Origin of the sequence: Mesorhizobium sp. M3A.F.Ca.ET.080.04.2.1 (genome assembly GCF_003952525.1) — a bacterium.
Classification (GTDB): domain Bacteria; phylum Pseudomonadota; class Alphaproteobacteria; order Rhizobiales; family Rhizobiaceae; genus Mesorhizobium.
Genome location: NZ_CP034451.1, coordinates 3,782,311 through 3,796,223 on the forward strand (window position 1 = coordinate 3,782,311; position 13,913 = coordinate 3,796,223).

General features: G+C 58.9%; 15 protein-coding genes and 1 pseudogene. 2 read left to right on the forward strand and 14 right to left on the reverse strand.

Features of this window, described 5'->3' with window-relative positions; translation table 11 throughout:
• Positions 1–241: 241 nt before the first annotated feature.
• Together nifA and EJ074_RS18080 are read left to right on the forward strand one after the other, a co-directional pair.
• Positions 242–1,285, forward strand: a pseudogene (gene nifA, locus EJ074_RS18075) (nif-specific transcriptional activator NifA); the annotation flags it as partial.
• A gap of 582 nt (positions 1,286–1,867) precedes the next feature.
• Entirely contained in the window at positions 1,868–2,434 is a 567-nt protein-coding gene (locus EJ074_RS18080) for a sugar O-acetyltransferase (protein ID WP_024505228.1), read from the forward strand.
• 307 nt (positions 2,435–2,741) lie between these two features.
• Here the strand turns inward: EJ074_RS18080 and EJ074_RS18085 are convergent, their stop codons facing one another.
• From EJ074_RS18085 to EJ074_RS29750, 14 genes are all read right to left on the reverse strand, one after another.
• Positions 2,742–3,635, reverse strand: coding sequence for an SIR2 family protein (locus EJ074_RS18085; protein WP_024505229.1), 894 nt, complete (start codon positions 3,633–3,635; stop codon positions 2,742–2,744).
• 34 nt (positions 3,636–3,669) lie between these two features.
• Positions 3,670–3,882: a putative nitrogen fixation protein NifT gene (gene nifT, locus EJ074_RS18090; RefSeq protein ID WP_024505230.1), complete on the reverse strand. Its 213-nt coding sequence runs from the start codon at positions 3,880–3,882 to the stop codon at positions 3,670–3,672.
• Positions 3,879–4,199 carry a nitrogen fixation protein NifZ gene (locus tag EJ074_RS18095; RefSeq protein ID WP_024505231.1) on the reverse strand — a complete coding sequence of 107 codons (321 nt, stop codon included), beginning with the start codon at positions 4,197–4,199 and terminating at the stop codon, positions 3,879–3,881. The genes nifT and EJ074_RS18095 overlap by 4 nt, the downstream gene beginning before the upstream one ends.
• 85 nt (positions 4,200–4,284) lie before the next feature.
• Complete coding sequence (locus tag EJ074_RS18100; protein WP_024505232.1) at positions 4,285–4,479, reverse strand: 4Fe-4S binding protein; 195 nt, start codon at positions 4,477–4,479, stop codon at positions 4,285–4,287.
• A gap of 29 nt (positions 4,480–4,508) precedes the next feature.
• The gene (gene nifB / locus EJ074_RS18105; protein ID WP_024505233.1) at positions 4,509–5,990 is read right to left on the reverse strand and encodes a nitrogenase cofactor biosynthesis protein NifB; all 1,482 of its coding nucleotides are present in this window, start codon (positions 5,988–5,990) and stop codon (positions 4,509–4,511) included.
• Between the two features lie 273 nt (positions 5,991–6,263).
• Complete coding sequence (locus tag EJ074_RS29910) at positions 6,264–6,335, reverse strand: helix-turn-helix domain-containing protein (protein WP_245467364.1); 72 nt, start codon at positions 6,333–6,335, stop codon at positions 6,264–6,266.
• A 700-nt stretch (positions 6,336–7,035) separates the two neighbouring features.
• Positions 7,036–7,617 (reverse strand): alpha/beta fold hydrolase, encoded by a 582-nt coding sequence (locus EJ074_RS18115; protein WP_287152319.1) that lies wholly within the window; start codon positions 7,615–7,617, stop codon positions 7,036–7,038.
• 396 nt (positions 7,618–8,013) lie between these two features.
• A complete protein-coding gene (locus EJ074_RS18120; protein ID WP_024505235.1) occupies positions 8,014–8,313 on the reverse strand; it encodes a ferredoxin family protein in 300 nt (99 codons plus the stop codon).
• A gap of 12 nt (positions 8,314–8,325) precedes the next feature.
• Positions 8,326–9,630, reverse strand: a complete 1,305-nt coding sequence (locus tag EJ074_RS18125) for an FAD-binding protein (RefSeq protein WP_126080604.1) — start codon at positions 9,628–9,630, stop codon at positions 8,326–8,328.
• 10 nt (positions 9,631–9,640) lie between these two features.
• Entirely contained in the window at positions 9,641–10,750 is a 1,110-nt protein-coding gene (locus EJ074_RS18130) for an electron transfer flavoprotein subunit alpha/FixB family protein (RefSeq protein WP_126063815.1), read from the reverse strand.
• A 16-nt stretch (positions 10,751–10,766) separates the two neighbouring features.
• Positions 10,767–11,618 (reverse strand): electron transfer flavoprotein subunit beta/FixA family protein, encoded by an 852-nt coding sequence (locus EJ074_RS18135; RefSeq protein WP_126063816.1) that lies wholly within the window; start codon positions 11,616–11,618, stop codon positions 10,767–10,769.
• A gap of 188 nt (positions 11,619–11,806) precedes the next feature.
• Positions 11,807–12,184: a nitrogenase stabilizing/protective protein NifW gene (gene nifW, locus EJ074_RS18140; RefSeq protein ID WP_024505239.1), complete on the reverse strand. Its 378-nt coding sequence runs from the start codon at positions 12,182–12,184 to the stop codon at positions 11,807–11,809.
• 180 nt (positions 12,185–12,364) lie between these two features.
• The gene (gene nifS, locus EJ074_RS18145; RefSeq protein ID WP_126063817.1) at positions 12,365–13,576 is read right to left on the reverse strand and encodes a cysteine desulfurase NifS; all 1,212 of its coding nucleotides are present in this window, start codon (positions 13,574–13,576) and stop codon (positions 12,365–12,367) included.
• A 158-nt stretch (positions 13,577–13,734) separates the two neighbouring features.
• A complete protein-coding gene (locus EJ074_RS29750) occupies positions 13,735–13,905 on the reverse strand; it encodes a hypothetical protein (protein WP_165349961.1) in 171 nt (56 codons plus the stop codon).
• Positions 13,906–13,913 lie beyond the last annotated feature (8 nt).

A 13,913-nucleotide genomic window follows, 5' to 3' on the forward strand; every position in this document is an offset into this window, starting at 1 on the left:
GACCGGTCGAGTAAAGGCCTGCGCAAACCGCATATTGCGAGCGCCCGCGCGGAGGAAGACGCTCGTCCTGGTGAAAGGCAACGATGCTCAGGCGCCATTGCCATTTGCCGAGGGCGTCCGCGCGCCGAAAATTTCGAAGCAACAAAGGTGAGATCGAGAATGATGATGACGAAATACAACACAGCTCACCGTCCAGTGCAGTTCTACCGGCGGGTGGCGGAGTGGGATGGGCTGCCAAATGGAACGTAAAAAGATCAGCAAGGAGATGCTTGGCGATAGTCAGGCGCTGCGCAAGCTGCGTGAGCACCTTGTCAAGGTGGCCAAGGCGAAGACTACGGTCCTGTTGCGAGGTGAATCCGGAACCGGTAAGGAGCTGGTTGCCAAAGCCATTCACGAGCTCTCGCCTCGCGCCAAGCAGCCCTTCATCAAGGTCAATTGCGCGGCGCTCACCGAGACGCTTCTGGAATCTGACTTGTTCGGTCATGAGAAGGGTGCCTTCACCGACGCGAGCAGTTTGCGCAAGGGGCGCTTTGAGGCTGCCGACAAAGGCACATTGTTTCTGGACGAGATTGGCGAAATATCAGGTTCGTTCCAGGCTAAGCTGCTGCGTGTCCTGCAGGAGCAGGAGTTTGAGCGCGTCGGCAGCAACCACACCATTAAAGTTGATGTTCGCGTGATTGCCGCAACGAACAGGGACTTGGAAACGGCAGTTCAACGCAAGGAGTTCCGGCAAGACCTCTATTATCGCATCAACGTCGTCACTTTACGCGTGCCGGCATTGCGCGAAAGGCGAGGTGATATTCCGCTCTTGGCCGCTCAGTTTCTCAAGAATTTCAATACTGAGAATGATCACACGCTGACCTTCGCTCCCGAAGCGATTGAGGTGCTAATGAACTGCGAATTTCCAGGCAACATCCGAGAGCTCGAAAACTGCGTTCAACGGACGGCAGTTCTGGCGACGGGTCCATCAATCCTCAGAACTGACTTTGCCTGTTACGCGGATCAGTGCTTGGCCGCGGCGCTGTGGAAGAACGGACCGCCGACGTCAGAGAAGTCGACTACGATCCAGCCTTCCGCCGCCTGTGCCGCCCCGCCCGTCGGCGACGGGCAAGCGCCGATAGGCCCTGCCACGAGTCGTGGTAGGGTGCCCGATGCCGATACGGTCATTGCTGCCATGGAAAAGTGTGGCTGGGTGCAGGCAAAGGCGGCGCGCCTGCTCGGTTTGACCCCGCGCCAGATCGGCTACGTGCTGAGAAAACGCGGTATCGAGATCAAGCGTCTCTGAAACAACCCGCCGAGCAAGAGCTGGAGCAGGTCAAGCATTGGTGCTCTGGCGAGCCCATCGGCCAGGCTTACGAAGTGGGTGTGAACAGCGCTGCCAAGATTCCGGCCGTGTGCTTTCTACCACGTAGTCATACTGGGGCTCTGCGACTGACAAACTAAAAAGGAGTAATCCTATGGCTAGTAACTTCGCTCTACACCGCAAGGCAAATCAATTCGACGTGCCTGGATCCAGAAATAATCGATGTATTATTGGTGACACGCCAGCATGCGTAGAGGCGACGCGCAGATCTCCGCTGGCGGGACCTGGTCGATACATTAGCTGATGGCTTACCGCTCGATATCACGCAATCTGAGATGGGCATGAAAGTGAGTTCGACCGCTGGACAGTTGCCGACCTCGTCAGGTATTGGCCCCTGCGACCGGTTGATCTGCGATATCCAAATTCGCGGAAGTTGGTCGAGACGAAACTGTCGCCCCGGCTCGTGACCGACCGCGCGCCCGGCAAGACCGAGTTACAAAGTTGCCGAGGCAGTTTGATGTGCGTTCCTGCATCACTGTACGGGACACGACCTGACGGGAGACTATGATGCGTAGCCAAAAAGAAAAGATGCTCGCAGGCGAGTTTTACAATGCGGCGGATCCGGAGATCCAAGCTGACCTGTTGGCCACCGGGGCTTGGCTCAAGCGGTACAATGATACGCTGGGGCAGACCACGGGGCATTGGCATGAGCTTTTGTCCGAGCGGCTGGGAGAGGTTGGGCGCGGAACGGTCATCCGTCCGCCCTTTTTTTGCGACTACGGATTCAATATCCGCATTGGAGCCAATGCCTACATCAACTTCAACTGCGTTATTCTTGACGTGGTAGAGGTCAAAATCGGGCAAGGAACGGCAATTGGGCCTGCTGTGCAGATTTATACCGCCGATCATCCACATGATGCCGAGCAGCGGCAGGCCGGCCTGCAGGTCGGGCGTCCTGTTCACATTGGCAGCCGTGTCTGGATCGGCGGTGGAGCAATCATTCTGCCTGGCGTCACGATTGGTGATAATGCAGTGGTAGGCGCTGGCTGCGTGGTCACACGAGATGTTCCCGCCGGGGCAAAGGTAGTGGGAATTCCTGCTCGCGTGGCCGACCCACATAAACAGGCATAATCAACCTCGTTGACCCTGGAGGTGCATGCGAACTGTCGAAACTGTGCCGAATTTTTGTCGAAGCCATTGAGCGCTGCATATGTTGTCGCGACTCGGGCGCTTCAGTTCTTTTGCCACGGGGGTCACAAGATCATGTGCGTAATGCCGCCGCAACGTGCTCACGTCCCGCAGCAGCGGACCCTTTCACATCGCCCAACGAATTCAGAGCCTACGTTGTGCTGCCACTAGCATTACTACTCACGAATGTATTCCCAACTGAGTTTTCGCCCTTGGAGGCAAGCAGCGACTCACCAGCAATCGCCGGCCATTAATCCTGGCTAGCATCGACCCCGACGAGGCGAGCCGCGGCGTTGCGGATCGGCATGTCGATGACCGTGATTGCGCCTTCGGCAAGGAAACGACGTTCGTTTCTGGTCAGCGTAGCCGAATCGATCACCGCAAAATGTGGGCCAGTGGAGCGCTTCATCAGCTGTCTGGCATATGTGCGCAGCATCTGATCGTTGAAGCGGCAGCCCACGAAGAAAAAACCCCGGTTGACGCGCCGTTGCTTCACCGCGTCCGGGATCGGCGTCTGGATATCAATTTCGGTTAGGACTTCGACGTAATCGGAATCAGCCACGAGGAAGTTTGCCGCCGGCCTGACGCTGCCGTGCGGCGCATAGAGCACCGTCCTAGCCACTTGTTCGGCCTCGAGTTCTGTTCCTGACAAATCGTAAGTTCTCGTCCAGATGTTACCGATTCCGGTCGCGCGCGTCGTTCCTTGTATCTCGACAACGTCTGTTTGGCCGGCCTCTGCAAGGGCTGCTCGCATGGCGCCATCGTACCAGCTGTCGATGATGACAGACAGTTGAAGGGTTGCGAGCCAGGCGTGAAGAACGGTCGGCTCGGCGGGGGCTGCGAATATCTCCGCCATCCACGCTTGGAGAGTCCGACGATGTCGGCGCTGCTCGATAAACTGCGCGACCGACCACATATTGGTGCGAATCCTGGAAGGGGCAGGCGCCCGCTTGTTGAGGGCCGCGGCGACATCTTCAGGGGTGCAAGGTACAGGTGATTCCGGTGGGTTAAGCTGCAGAAGACCAGGACCGAGATAGGGGATCACTCGATCGGCCTTGAGAGCGCCGTTCAGCAGGTCAATCAGTTTTTTGGCAAAACTGCCCCGGACGACGACGAGATGGTCCCAGCTCAGCATCGTGTTCATACGCGTTTCCTCTCCGCCACTGAACCCACCGGCATCAGGCCCCGTCGGAAATCTTCATCGCCTCGACGGTGATCGGCAAACGCGTGTCGCGCGGAAGGTCGGGCAGCATGAGCCGCCAACCGTTCCTGAGCGTCACGGTCCCGCCCCATAAGTCAGCGTTCTCAATCTCGGTGATCGGCTCTTCGAGATCCTTCTTGGGGACATAAGCCGACAAGCCAGTAGCGGTCCTGCGAATCATTACTTTCATCCGGCTGTTCCCCCGTTGGAAATGCCTTCAGCTCCGCAGGGAACCTCGACTTTGTCGAGGCTAATGAGTTCGCGCGCTCGCATGCCGACGACCGTGCCACGATCGATCCATTCGACCGCATAGATGAAGAATTGCTGGAGAAAGGTTCCAATGTCGCGCACGTAGCCTTCGTCGCCCTTCCGCACGAGGTTTTCGCCGATCTCCTTGCCGGGATAGGTGCCGTCGTTTTTTATGTGGCGTATCGCACGGACCCGCTCACCCTGCATGAACCGTGGCGGTCTGCCGATTTCGACCTCCTGTTCGCGTCTGGACCACATGCTGTCCATTCCTTTCTCGAGGCTTTTGTTGTGGTCGCGGGTTGCAGGCGTCGTCGTGCGGCGAACCCGACCGTTTCGGTAGGAATCAAGCGGGAACGCAGGTTTTCGGTACCGGACAGACCGACACGCATTGCTGCGTATCGAAGGCCTCCTTGCATTCGGTGCACTTGTTTGGATCGATCACATAGGCGTCGCCCTTGAACTTGATCGCTTCCGAAGGACATTCGAACTCGCAGGCCCCGCATTGGGTACATTGGGATGCGATGATCTTTAAAGCCATTCTAACTCCTGGTTATCGGACGAGACGGCTCAGGCCGTCGCCGCTAGTGGTCTGATCCCAAACTCTGCCGCGTAAAGTGCGCTGACTGCGGTCTCGATGTAGTCATGGCCATAGGCGTCGGTTACGCGCAGTCCAGCTCGCGAGAGTTGTTCCTTCGGGCGATTTCCGATCTTGGCGCATAGCACTATGTGTATGCCTTCGAGCGCTGCGATGACGCCCTCGAGGATGGCGTCTTCGCCCCCGCCTCCGAGGCAATACCGCTCGACCTTCCGATGCCCGACCAAGCTGATCCCTCTAGGCGAGACTTCATAAACCTGGAATTCCTTCGCGTGGCCGAAGTGTTCGTTGACCCGTCCACCTCCCTTAGTGGCCACCGCAACCAGAAGCGACTTTTCGGAGTCTGTTGCCTTGACCATACCGATGGCCTCGCTCCTCGCCGCCTCATGATCACGGCGCTCGTGTGCGACCACCTGCCGATAGGCCTGACGCTTGCCAGCATCGTAGGCGACATCGTCGGGAATCCCGTCCAGCGTGAATTCCTGGCCACGATCTTCACCGAGCAGGCCGACAGCATCTGCCCGGCACTGCCGGCAGTGGCGCATCAACTTGGCGCCACCTTCAAGTCGATCCTGAAGAGCCATCATCTCCATTGCCGTTGGGCCGCGCTGCCCGATGAGTCCGTAGTGGGTACCGTGCGCCGGGTCCGAAATCAGAGGCATCACGTTGTGCAGAAACGCGCCCCGCTCCCTGACCATTTTGTTCACCTCAAACAGGTGCTGGTCGTTCACTCCAGGAATCATCACCGAGTTGATTTTGGTGAGGATGCCGCGCGCGCTCAGCATCTCCAGGCCCAGCATCTGCCGCGCGTGCAAGATTCGAGCGGCTTCGATGCCGAAGTAGCGGCGATTTTCATAAAAGATCCATGGATAGATCTTCGCGCCGACTTCCGGGTCGACCATGTTGATGGTGACCGTCACGTGATCAACATTCATTTCGGCAAGCTCGGCGACATGGTCCGGCAGCACGAGCCCATTAGTGGAGACGCACAGCTTTATGTCGGGGATTTCCCTGATGACGCGGTCGAGCGTTGCCTTCGTTTTCTCCCAATCGTAACAGGCATCCCCCGGCCCAGCGATGCCAAGAACCGAAAGCTGCGGAACTTTGTTGGCAACGGCGATGACCTTGCGTAGCGCTTGGTCGGGCGTCAACTTCTCAGACACAACACCAGGCCGGCTCTCGTTGGCGCAATCGTATTTGCGATTGCAATAGTTGCACTGGACATTGCAAGCCGGCGCGACCGCCACATGCATACGCGCGAAATAATGATGCGCTTCCTCCGAAAAGCAGGGGTGATCCTTGATCCTTTCCCAAATAGCCGGATCCCCTTCGCCCGGGCTGGTCGGCGACGAGCCGTAGGAGGACGATGCGCAGCCACCGGATTTCGCGGCTGCCAGAAAACCCTCGGATGTCGTGCTAGTCGGCCCCTCAATCGAAACTGTCGGTGAGGACATCAAACGGCTCCGTTGCTGGTAACGTCGCGGTTCAAGGTGCAAGAGCCATACCAACTGAAAAAAGCGGCTTCAGTTCACTATTCGGGTCGATATCGCATTGTGTCAGGCCGGCGCGACACAATTTTGTCCTGCTTGCGACAGTGCAAGTCCAAATCCGTTCAGAAGCACGAAGCACTCCTTGTCGCGCACAGGGCGCGCAAGACCACTGGCCTGACGATTGGCTCATCAGGCTCTTAGAATTTCCTTCACCTCGATACTATGCCGGCGTATCGCCTAGCCGACTTGTCGCAGCTTGAGGCCGAGAATTCGAGCCGCATTAGCCTGAACCCAGCCGGCCTTCTCCATTGTGTCGATCAGCCGTCACGCTCCGTCCGCCGCGGTCTCAGCCCCCGTCCGGCCGTATCGTTAGAATCGCAAGTGGCTATCTCGTGTTCAGGGGGCGCCGATGCGCCGAACCGGCATCGTGCTGGCCCGTGAGAGCTCGTCGATGACATTGCCACGTTCCGAAAGATTGGTTCCTTCCAGAGGAGAACGCCAAGCACGCAGTTCTCCGGCTCGGACGTTGCCGGGGAAATAGCATTGCGAGATCAGCTCAACTGCCGACGGCGCAAAGCCATGGTTCTCCATATTTCAAGGGTAAGCGCTGTGTCCTTCCAGGAGGACCCGCGATCTGTGGGCCTGCCGATTCTGAGGTGGATCGGAGATCGGCTTGTGTCTGAACTTGAACTTACGATTGACCCTGAGCGGCAGCCTCGGCGTTTTCGAGGGTGATCAACGGCGCTGTTGGTCGGCGGCATTGGTCGATGGACGACAAGGCACGGAGTCATTCCGAGACCCTGGAGCCGACGCGGTGATCTCGGAGGTTGCCCGGCGCTACGGGCTGCGGCCGCGGCGGAACGCTCGCAAGCTTGCGACGTCGGCAGGACAGGCCACTCCCGCCTAGTGGTTTCGGTGGCGCCACCGGAACGACCCGTTGGGCCTATCCGTGCACCAGAGCTCAAGGCCACGGCCTGAGAATCGGCCGCCGCTCACCCTACTTGGTTCCTCAGCCGACTGCGCTAAGAAGGAGAGCAACTTCCGTCGGCGCGAGGATCATTGCGTCGTGGCCAGTGGCGAGTTCCTGCCACGCCCAGCCATCCTGCTTCGCGACCCATTCTCGCGCTCCCGCCATCGGCGGGTGGAGTGGATTAGTGCAGACGACATAGGTTCGGGGTCTGCCGTTGCCGAGCGGGTGCTCGAGCTTAAGTCCGCTTTCGTAGGTGCCTGCCGGATGCGGTGTTATCCGGCGCCGCACCCAGTCCGTGAGCGAGTGTCCCTCGGGAATGCCGAATGCTGTTGGCGGCGGAGTCGGCATGAAGATACCCCGTCCTTCCTCCGCAACCAATTTTCGACGGGCCGCGACGATGTCGGGGGGCATGGTGCTGAATACACTTTGACCGCTCTCGACGATGGCGCTGTCGAGATAAACGAGATGGCTGATATGGTCGGGTATCCGGTCGGCGGCGCCGGTGATGCTGATGCCGCCTAGACTGTGACCGACAAGGATCACATCGCTCAGCTCTTCCGTCACAATGTGGTTGACGATGTCGGTCACGAATGTGTCGGGCGTGATGTCCTTGCACAGCAAACGTGCGCGTTCGCCGACACCTGGTCGGCGTGGTCACGTGGCATCCCATCTTGCGAAGATTGGCAGCCACGTCCCGCCAACACCATCCGCCATGCCAGGCACCATGCACTAGCACATACGTCTTTGCCATGGGTTGTGCCGTTCCACTTGCTCACCGGCCGTTGTGGCTGCCATCCGGCACGATGGCCGGGCGTTGTCCCAAAGGGGCTCGACCACGTGACCGGTGGTAAGTCCGGCGCACAGGGCAGCGCCGTGGCCTGAGGACACCGCTAACGAGTCAAGGAAATTTGAATTGCGAAAGGCCAATATTCACTAGCTCTTTGCAAGTGGATGGAGAGGCTCATGGTGTGCCGCAGTTGCTCGCTGCCGGCATGCTCTTGGCACGGTCCCGGCTGATCATCCGAACTTGAACAGGACACCAAAGCCGCCGCGCGGATAGTTCCACTCGATGTCGCCGCCTTTCTCGCACAATATCCGGCAGGTGCCGCATTCCATGCAGCCGTCGGCGGTGATCTCGACTTGACCCTTGTCATTCAACTCATAGCATTTCGCCGGACAGACGTAGGTCAACGCAAGCAAGTTCGCGCTTGGCTTGTCGTGCGGTCGCACTATAATATGGGGGCGGCCGGAATCGACCAGATAGCGGTTCTGGTAAAGTTTGTCCTCGACACGAACCTTCGTCACTGCGATCGTCATCTTGTACCCTCTTCAGCGCCATGCCAATGCCAGGCGGACCGCGTCGCTGACCAACCCCCAGCGCGAGCGCGCGTTGATGAAGGCGGCCGTGGTGTTCTTTTCCTTCTCGATCTTCGGCGTGCCGTCGACACGCATGAAGTTCTGAGCGGCATGCGACATCAGCCGCGGATAGCTGTCAAAAAAGTTGCTGGAATTGGTGTGGAGCAAGGCTGGCATGTCCTTGTATTTCTTAAGATCCTTGATCACAAAGGAGTCATCCAGCATCGTCTTGTAGAGCGCAAGGTTCGCTTTGGTCATAGGACCGTTGCGGCTTTTGACTTTGATGATCGCCTCAGCCGCGACACGACCCGAGGTCATGGCAAGGTTCGAACCCTCACGGTGAATGGCATTGTTCAGTTGCGCTGCGTCGCCGACGATGACCCAACCGTCGCCGAAGAGCTGCGGAATGGCCTTGTAACCACCTTCGGGGATAAGATGGGCGGCATATTCTTTCACCTCCGAGCCAGCGATCAGCGGCCGGATCGAAGGATGGTTTTTCATCGCATCCAGGAGGGCGGACGGGCTCTCCATCGTCGCGGCGAAATCCGAGACCAGGCAGCCGATGCCGAGTGATATCGACTCCTTGTTGGTGTAAAGGAAGCCGAGCCCGGCCATGCTGCGAGAGATCGTGCCCACGGCCTCGATTACGCAGCCTTCATCGCCCTTGACCCCGAACCGCTGGCCAATGACCTCTTCGGGCAAGAAATGCATTTCCTTGACGGCAAGCGCCACGGTCTCCGGCTTCGGCATCTCGCGCAGGCCTGCGCGAGTGCCAAGCAATCCCGACACCCCTTCTGCGAGAACGACCACATTCGCGAAGACCACTCCGCCAGCCCGGTCTGTGCGGACGCCGATCACCTTGCCATTGCCATCACGGACGAGTTCCGTCGCGGTCGTCTCACACAGGACCGTCGCGCCAGCCTCGCGCACCTTGCGGGAAAACCATTTGTCGAACTGGGCGCGAATGATCGTGTAGCGGTTGGGTTTCGCCTCATTGAAGTCGTCCGACCGGTAATGAATTCCGGTGTGAGACGTGTCGTCCAACACCCAAAGTCGCTGTTCGACCAGGTGCCGCTCGAGGGGCGCATCATCCCGGAAGTCCGGGATGATCTTCTCCAGCATGTTCGCGTACATTATGGCACCCTGGACGTTCTTAGAGCCCGGATATTCCCCGCGCTCCAACTGCAGTACCTTCAGCCCCTGGCTTGCCAAAGTGTAAGCAGCTGCGTTTCCAGACATGCCGGCTCCGACCACTATGGCATCGAATTGTTCAATCATGTCCTCTCCCTCAACTCGCAAGCTTGTCTCGACTGTGCGGCGACAGCCGCCGGGTGAAGGCTTCCGTCAGTGCGGGCAGGAAGCGGATTGCATCCGTGACGATCCCGAGGTGGGCGAACTCGAAAATCGGCGCGTTCGGATCGGTGTTGATCGCGACGATGAGATCGGCCCCCTCGACCCCAACTCGGTGCTGGATGGCGCCGGAAATTCCGGCCGCGATGTAAAGCTTCGGTCGAATGGTCTTGCCAGTTTGTCCAATCTGTCGATCAGCCGGCATCCAGCCCTTCTGGACCAAGGGGCGCGAACAGCCATGCTCGGCGCCGATCGCTCGGGCAAGATTCTTCACAAGCTGAAGGTTCTCCGCCGCTCCGAGACCGAGGCCTCCCGCAACCACGACATCCGCATAGGCAAGATTTGCCATTGCCGACTGGTTATCCGGTAGGAAGCCGAGGACTTTGGTGACGATATCGTCCTCAACGAGCGACAGCTTGTGCCGCATGACACGCCCGACCGGCTTATCCACCCGTTGCGGCATAGGCATGACCCTTGGTCGCACCGTCGCCATTTGCGGCCGGTAATTTAGTGTATAGATCGTACACAACAATGAGCCACCAAAAGTCGGACGGGTCGCGGCGAGTGAACCGTCGGAATCTACATCAAGTTCGGTGCAGTCGGCCGTGAGCCCCGTCTGCAGGGTCGTCGCTACCGAGCCTGCAAGATCCCTGCCCAGTGTGGTCGCGCCGAGAAGGAGGATTTCGGGTTTATGGGTATTGACCAGATCCGTGAGCGCCTTGGCGAACGGCTCGTTCCGGTAGTCGGCGAGCGGCGGCGCATCGACGATGTAGACAAGATCCGCCCCGTAAGCGAAGGCCTCGGCAACAGCGTCCTCGACCATCTCGCCCGGCGGTCCCAGCACGACGCCCGCGAGCTGGACTTCAAGCTTGTCGGCCAATTTGCGGCCTTCGCCCAGCAGTTCGAATGATACAGGATGCACATTGCCGCGTTCGAGCTCGAGGAAGACCCACACGTGCCGGTAGTCTTTGAAATGGTCGGGAAGTTCTTTCTTTACACCGGCACGGCCGGGGGCAATGCGAGGGGTGGTTTGGCTTGCGGTCGACATTTTCTGCTCCTGGCCGTCACGTGCCGCTGTTGAAGGCCAGCTCATGTTCCAGCGCCGGCCGGCGGGTTAAGATATCGGCGATGAGTTCATCGGCTATGTCCTGCAAGCCCCTTTCCGCGGTGTCGATCTGCGCCGCCCTTTCTGCCCGTGCGGTGGGGGCGAAAACACGCTTGACGACTGTAGGCGAGCCACGCAGACCGCACCGGGTGAGATCGTCAATGCCGGCGTCGGCTGCAGTCCACTTCACGACTTGCCTGCGCGCCGCGCACAGAGCCTGCTGGAGCGAGCCCCGGCGGATTTCGTTGGTGTCTTCCAGCATGGTAATGAGGCAAGGGAGTCTGCTCTTCAGCAACTGGGTGCCGCCTTCGGCGCGACGCGCGACTTCGATCTCTCGCGTATCGAGATCGATGGAGGCAATCTTCGCGACATAGGTAAGTTGCGATAAATCTAGGCGCTTGGCTATGCCCGGTCCGACCTGGGCGGTATCGCCGTCAATCGTCTGCTTGCCGGTGAAGACGATGTCCGGCCTGCCGAAAGTCTCCCCAATTTTTGCGATTGCTTGCGAAAGAGCAAAGGAAGTCGCCAGCGTATCGGATCCGGCAAAATAGCGGTCCGTCAAGAGAACTGCTCGGTCAGCACCGTAACCGAGCGCCTTTCGCAGCGAGTCCTCCGCCATGGGCGGACCCATTGTGAGCACAGTAACCTCGCCACCATGAACGTCGCGCAGTTTGAGCGCTTCTTCGAGGGCGAACAGGTCGTAAGGATTGATGATGGTCGGAACACCCTGACGCATGATCGTGTTCGTCACCGGGTGCACGCGGATCTGTGCCGAATCCGGCACCTGCTTGATGCAGATTACGATATGCATTGGCGGTTTCTCTAAGCTCCCAGTCCGGATTCGTGCTTGGCGGTTCGCCTCATTGCCTGCATCGTTCATGCCAAGTCGTCTTCCTGCCTCTATTCCAGAAGGTGGCTTCGTTTGCTTCCGAGGAGGCGTCATGAGGACTGGATTTGTCGACTTCTCGACATTGTCGCGTCGCAGCCGTGTCGGGCTCATTACTTTCCGAACCGCTTCAGTGCAGAGTCGAGCGGGACGAAGGCGCGGCCAGGTGCGGGACATATGTTTGGATCGTGGTCCCTTAGCACCTTGAACACACGTTGCGTGAGCGGCGAGGAAGTCGCGAAATCTTCGTAGGCGCGTTCCAGCTTGGCGCGCACCCGCGCGGCGATTACCTGGTTAGGCAGACCGGAGAAATCTTCTTCGGCAAGGTATTGGCCCACGCGCTTCATGATATGGAGCCGCGAGACATTCATCACTTTCGGGTCGTAGGAGACGCCAAGGCAGGCGAAGAAGTCCTCCGCGGCCGACAGGCCCTTCAGTCGCGCTAGGATATCGGTGCGATCGATCGGGCGGCTATCAGCGGAGCAGTTCATTGTATTCTCCCGGCGCGTAATTGTGGTGTCGATGCATTGGTGACATTGCTGACGGCGTGCCGACCTCTGGCACGGCGGCTGGGCAAGAGACTTGGCGATCTCAAGCTTTTCTGAAGTGGTGAAGGCGACCCCGAGTTTGACTGCTCTCCATTGCGCAGGGTCGTCACGTTGAGGAAGACCTCACGGCTCGTCGGCTATTGTGCCGCTCGGACCCGGGCCGGAATGAAGCTGTTCTGCACCTCGCCCGCACAGTCCAGCACTGGGAACGGCCCGTAGCTTCTCGGTGATCGCAGGCAGGACCTCAAGCACGCGGTCTACGTCATCTTCGCCGTTGTCACGCGACAAGGAGAAGCGGACTGCCCCACATGCCGCGTTCATAGCGATCAGAACATGGCTCGGTTCCAGTGAGCCAGAGGCACAGGCGGACCCGGCGGAACAGGCGATTCCCAGCCGGCTCAGGACAATTGGAATTGCATCGCCTTCGATACCTTCGAATCCAATGTTTGCAGTGTTTGGCAATCGCTCTTGCGGATCGCCGTTGATGGATGTGTTTGGGATGCGCTGGATGATCCCGTTCTCAAGGCGGTCGCGCAACCATTTTATTCGTTTTGTCTCGTCCATGAATTTCAAGGCGAGTTCGGCCGCCATGCCCAGTCCGACTATGCCGGGTGTGTTTTCAGTGCCTGCACGCCGGTCGCGCTCTTGGTGCCCACCCTTGATCATGGAGGAGAAGCGCACGCCACGTCTTACATAAAGCGCGCCTATCCCCTTTGGACCATGCAGCTTGTGGGCGGAGAGCGACAGCATGTCGATCGCGGTCGATTTCAGCTCAATCGGAAGCCTTCCGACCGCCTGCACTGCATCAGTGTGGAAAAGCGCGCCGACTTCCCTGGCTAGATCGGCAAGCTTAACCACGGGAAAGATCGTACCGGTCTCATTGTTCGCCCACATTATCGAGACGATTGCCACTTGTGGAGTGAGAGCGGTTCTGTAGGCGTCCAGGTCGAGCCGGCCGTGGTGATCGACTGGGATAATGTGCACCTTGACGCCGCGCGTCTTTTCAAGGTGCGCGCACAACTTCAGAACGGCCGGATGTTCAACCGCGGAAGTCACTATTTCCGTTCGGTCGGGCATCACCTCCAGCGCCGAAAGGATGGCTGTACTGTCGCTTTCAGTCCCGCCCGAGGTGAAGATGATCTCGTCCTCGAATCCCGCGCCGATGAGGGCTTGCAACTGTTGCCTCGCCTTTCTCACGGCTTCAGCAACCGATGCGCCATAGGCGTGCATGGACGAATGATTGCCAAATTGCTCCGTAAAGAAAGGCAACATCGCTCCAACGACTGCAGGATCAACCCGCGTCGTTGCGTTGTTGTCGAGATAGACAGGGTTCATGGGAGTGATCCTTCAACTGCTGAAATGATTCAAGGGTAGGCGGGCCATTGAACCTCTGGCGCATATCGTATCTGGTAAGGTGGGCGGCCGGGCGAGCGATGGCTTGGCTGACCGGTCGCTGTCGACATTGCCCTTTGGTGGCGGCATCTGCCGGGAATTCAGCTGTTTCGGGCAATTTTGTTTGCTTGCCCACGGCAACGATCGATGATCGCGATTTGGCGCATCACCGAACGCAATTGTTCCGGGCCGACAGTGCGTGTCGGCCGGTTCCAGAGCGCCGGCGGTGCCGGTTCGACGCAGTATTCCTTGGCGTCGCTATAGTCGAACATAGCCTGTT

Coding starts and splice junctions, on each gene's coding strand:
- EJ074_RS18080 (WP_024505228.1), top strand. CDS start 1,868: ATGATGCGTAGCCAAAAAGAAAAGATGCTCGCAGGCGAGTTTTACAAT.
- EJ074_RS18085 (WP_024505229.1), bottom strand. CDS start 3,635: ATGAACACGATGCTGAGCTGGGACCATCTCGTCGTCGTCCGGGGCAGT.
- nifT (WP_024505230.1), bottom strand. CDS start 3,882: ATGAAAGTAATGATTCGCAGGACCGCTACTGGCTTGTCGGCTTATGTC.
- EJ074_RS18095 (WP_024505231.1), bottom strand. CDS start 4,199: ATGTGGTCCAGACGCGAACAGGAGGTCGAAATCGGCAGACCGCCACGG.
- EJ074_RS18100 (WP_024505232.1), bottom strand. CDS start 4,479: ATGGCTTTAAAGATCATCGCATCCCAATGTACCCAATGCGGGGCCTGC.
- nifB (WP_024505233.1), bottom strand. CDS start 5,990: ATGTCCTCACCGACAGTTTCGATTGAGGGGCCGACTAGCACGACATCC.
- EJ074_RS18120 (WP_024505235.1), bottom strand. CDS start 8,313: ATGACGATCGCAGTGACGAAGGTTCGTGTCGAGGACAAACTTTACCAG.
- EJ074_RS18125 (WP_126080604.1), bottom strand. CDS start 9,630: ATGATTGAACAATTCGATGCCATAGTGGTCGGAGCCGGCATGTCTGGA.
- EJ074_RS18130 (WP_126063815.1), bottom strand. CDS start 10,750: ATGTCGACCGCAAGCCAAACCACCCCTCGCATTGCCCCCGGCCGTGCC.
- EJ074_RS18135 (WP_126063816.1), bottom strand. CDS start 11,618: ATGCATATCGTAATCTGCATCAAGCAGGTGCCGGATTCGGCACAGATC.
- nifW (WP_024505239.1), bottom strand. CDS start 12,184: ATGAACTGCTCCGCTGATAGCCGCCCGATCGATCGCACCGATATCCTA.
- nifS (WP_126063817.1), bottom strand. CDS start 13,576: ATGAACCCTGTCTATCTCGACAACAACGCAACGACGCGGGTTGATCCT.
- EJ074_RS29750 (WP_165349961.1), bottom strand. CDS start 13,905: ATGTTCGACTATAGCGACGCCAAGGAATACTGCGTCGAACCGGCACCG.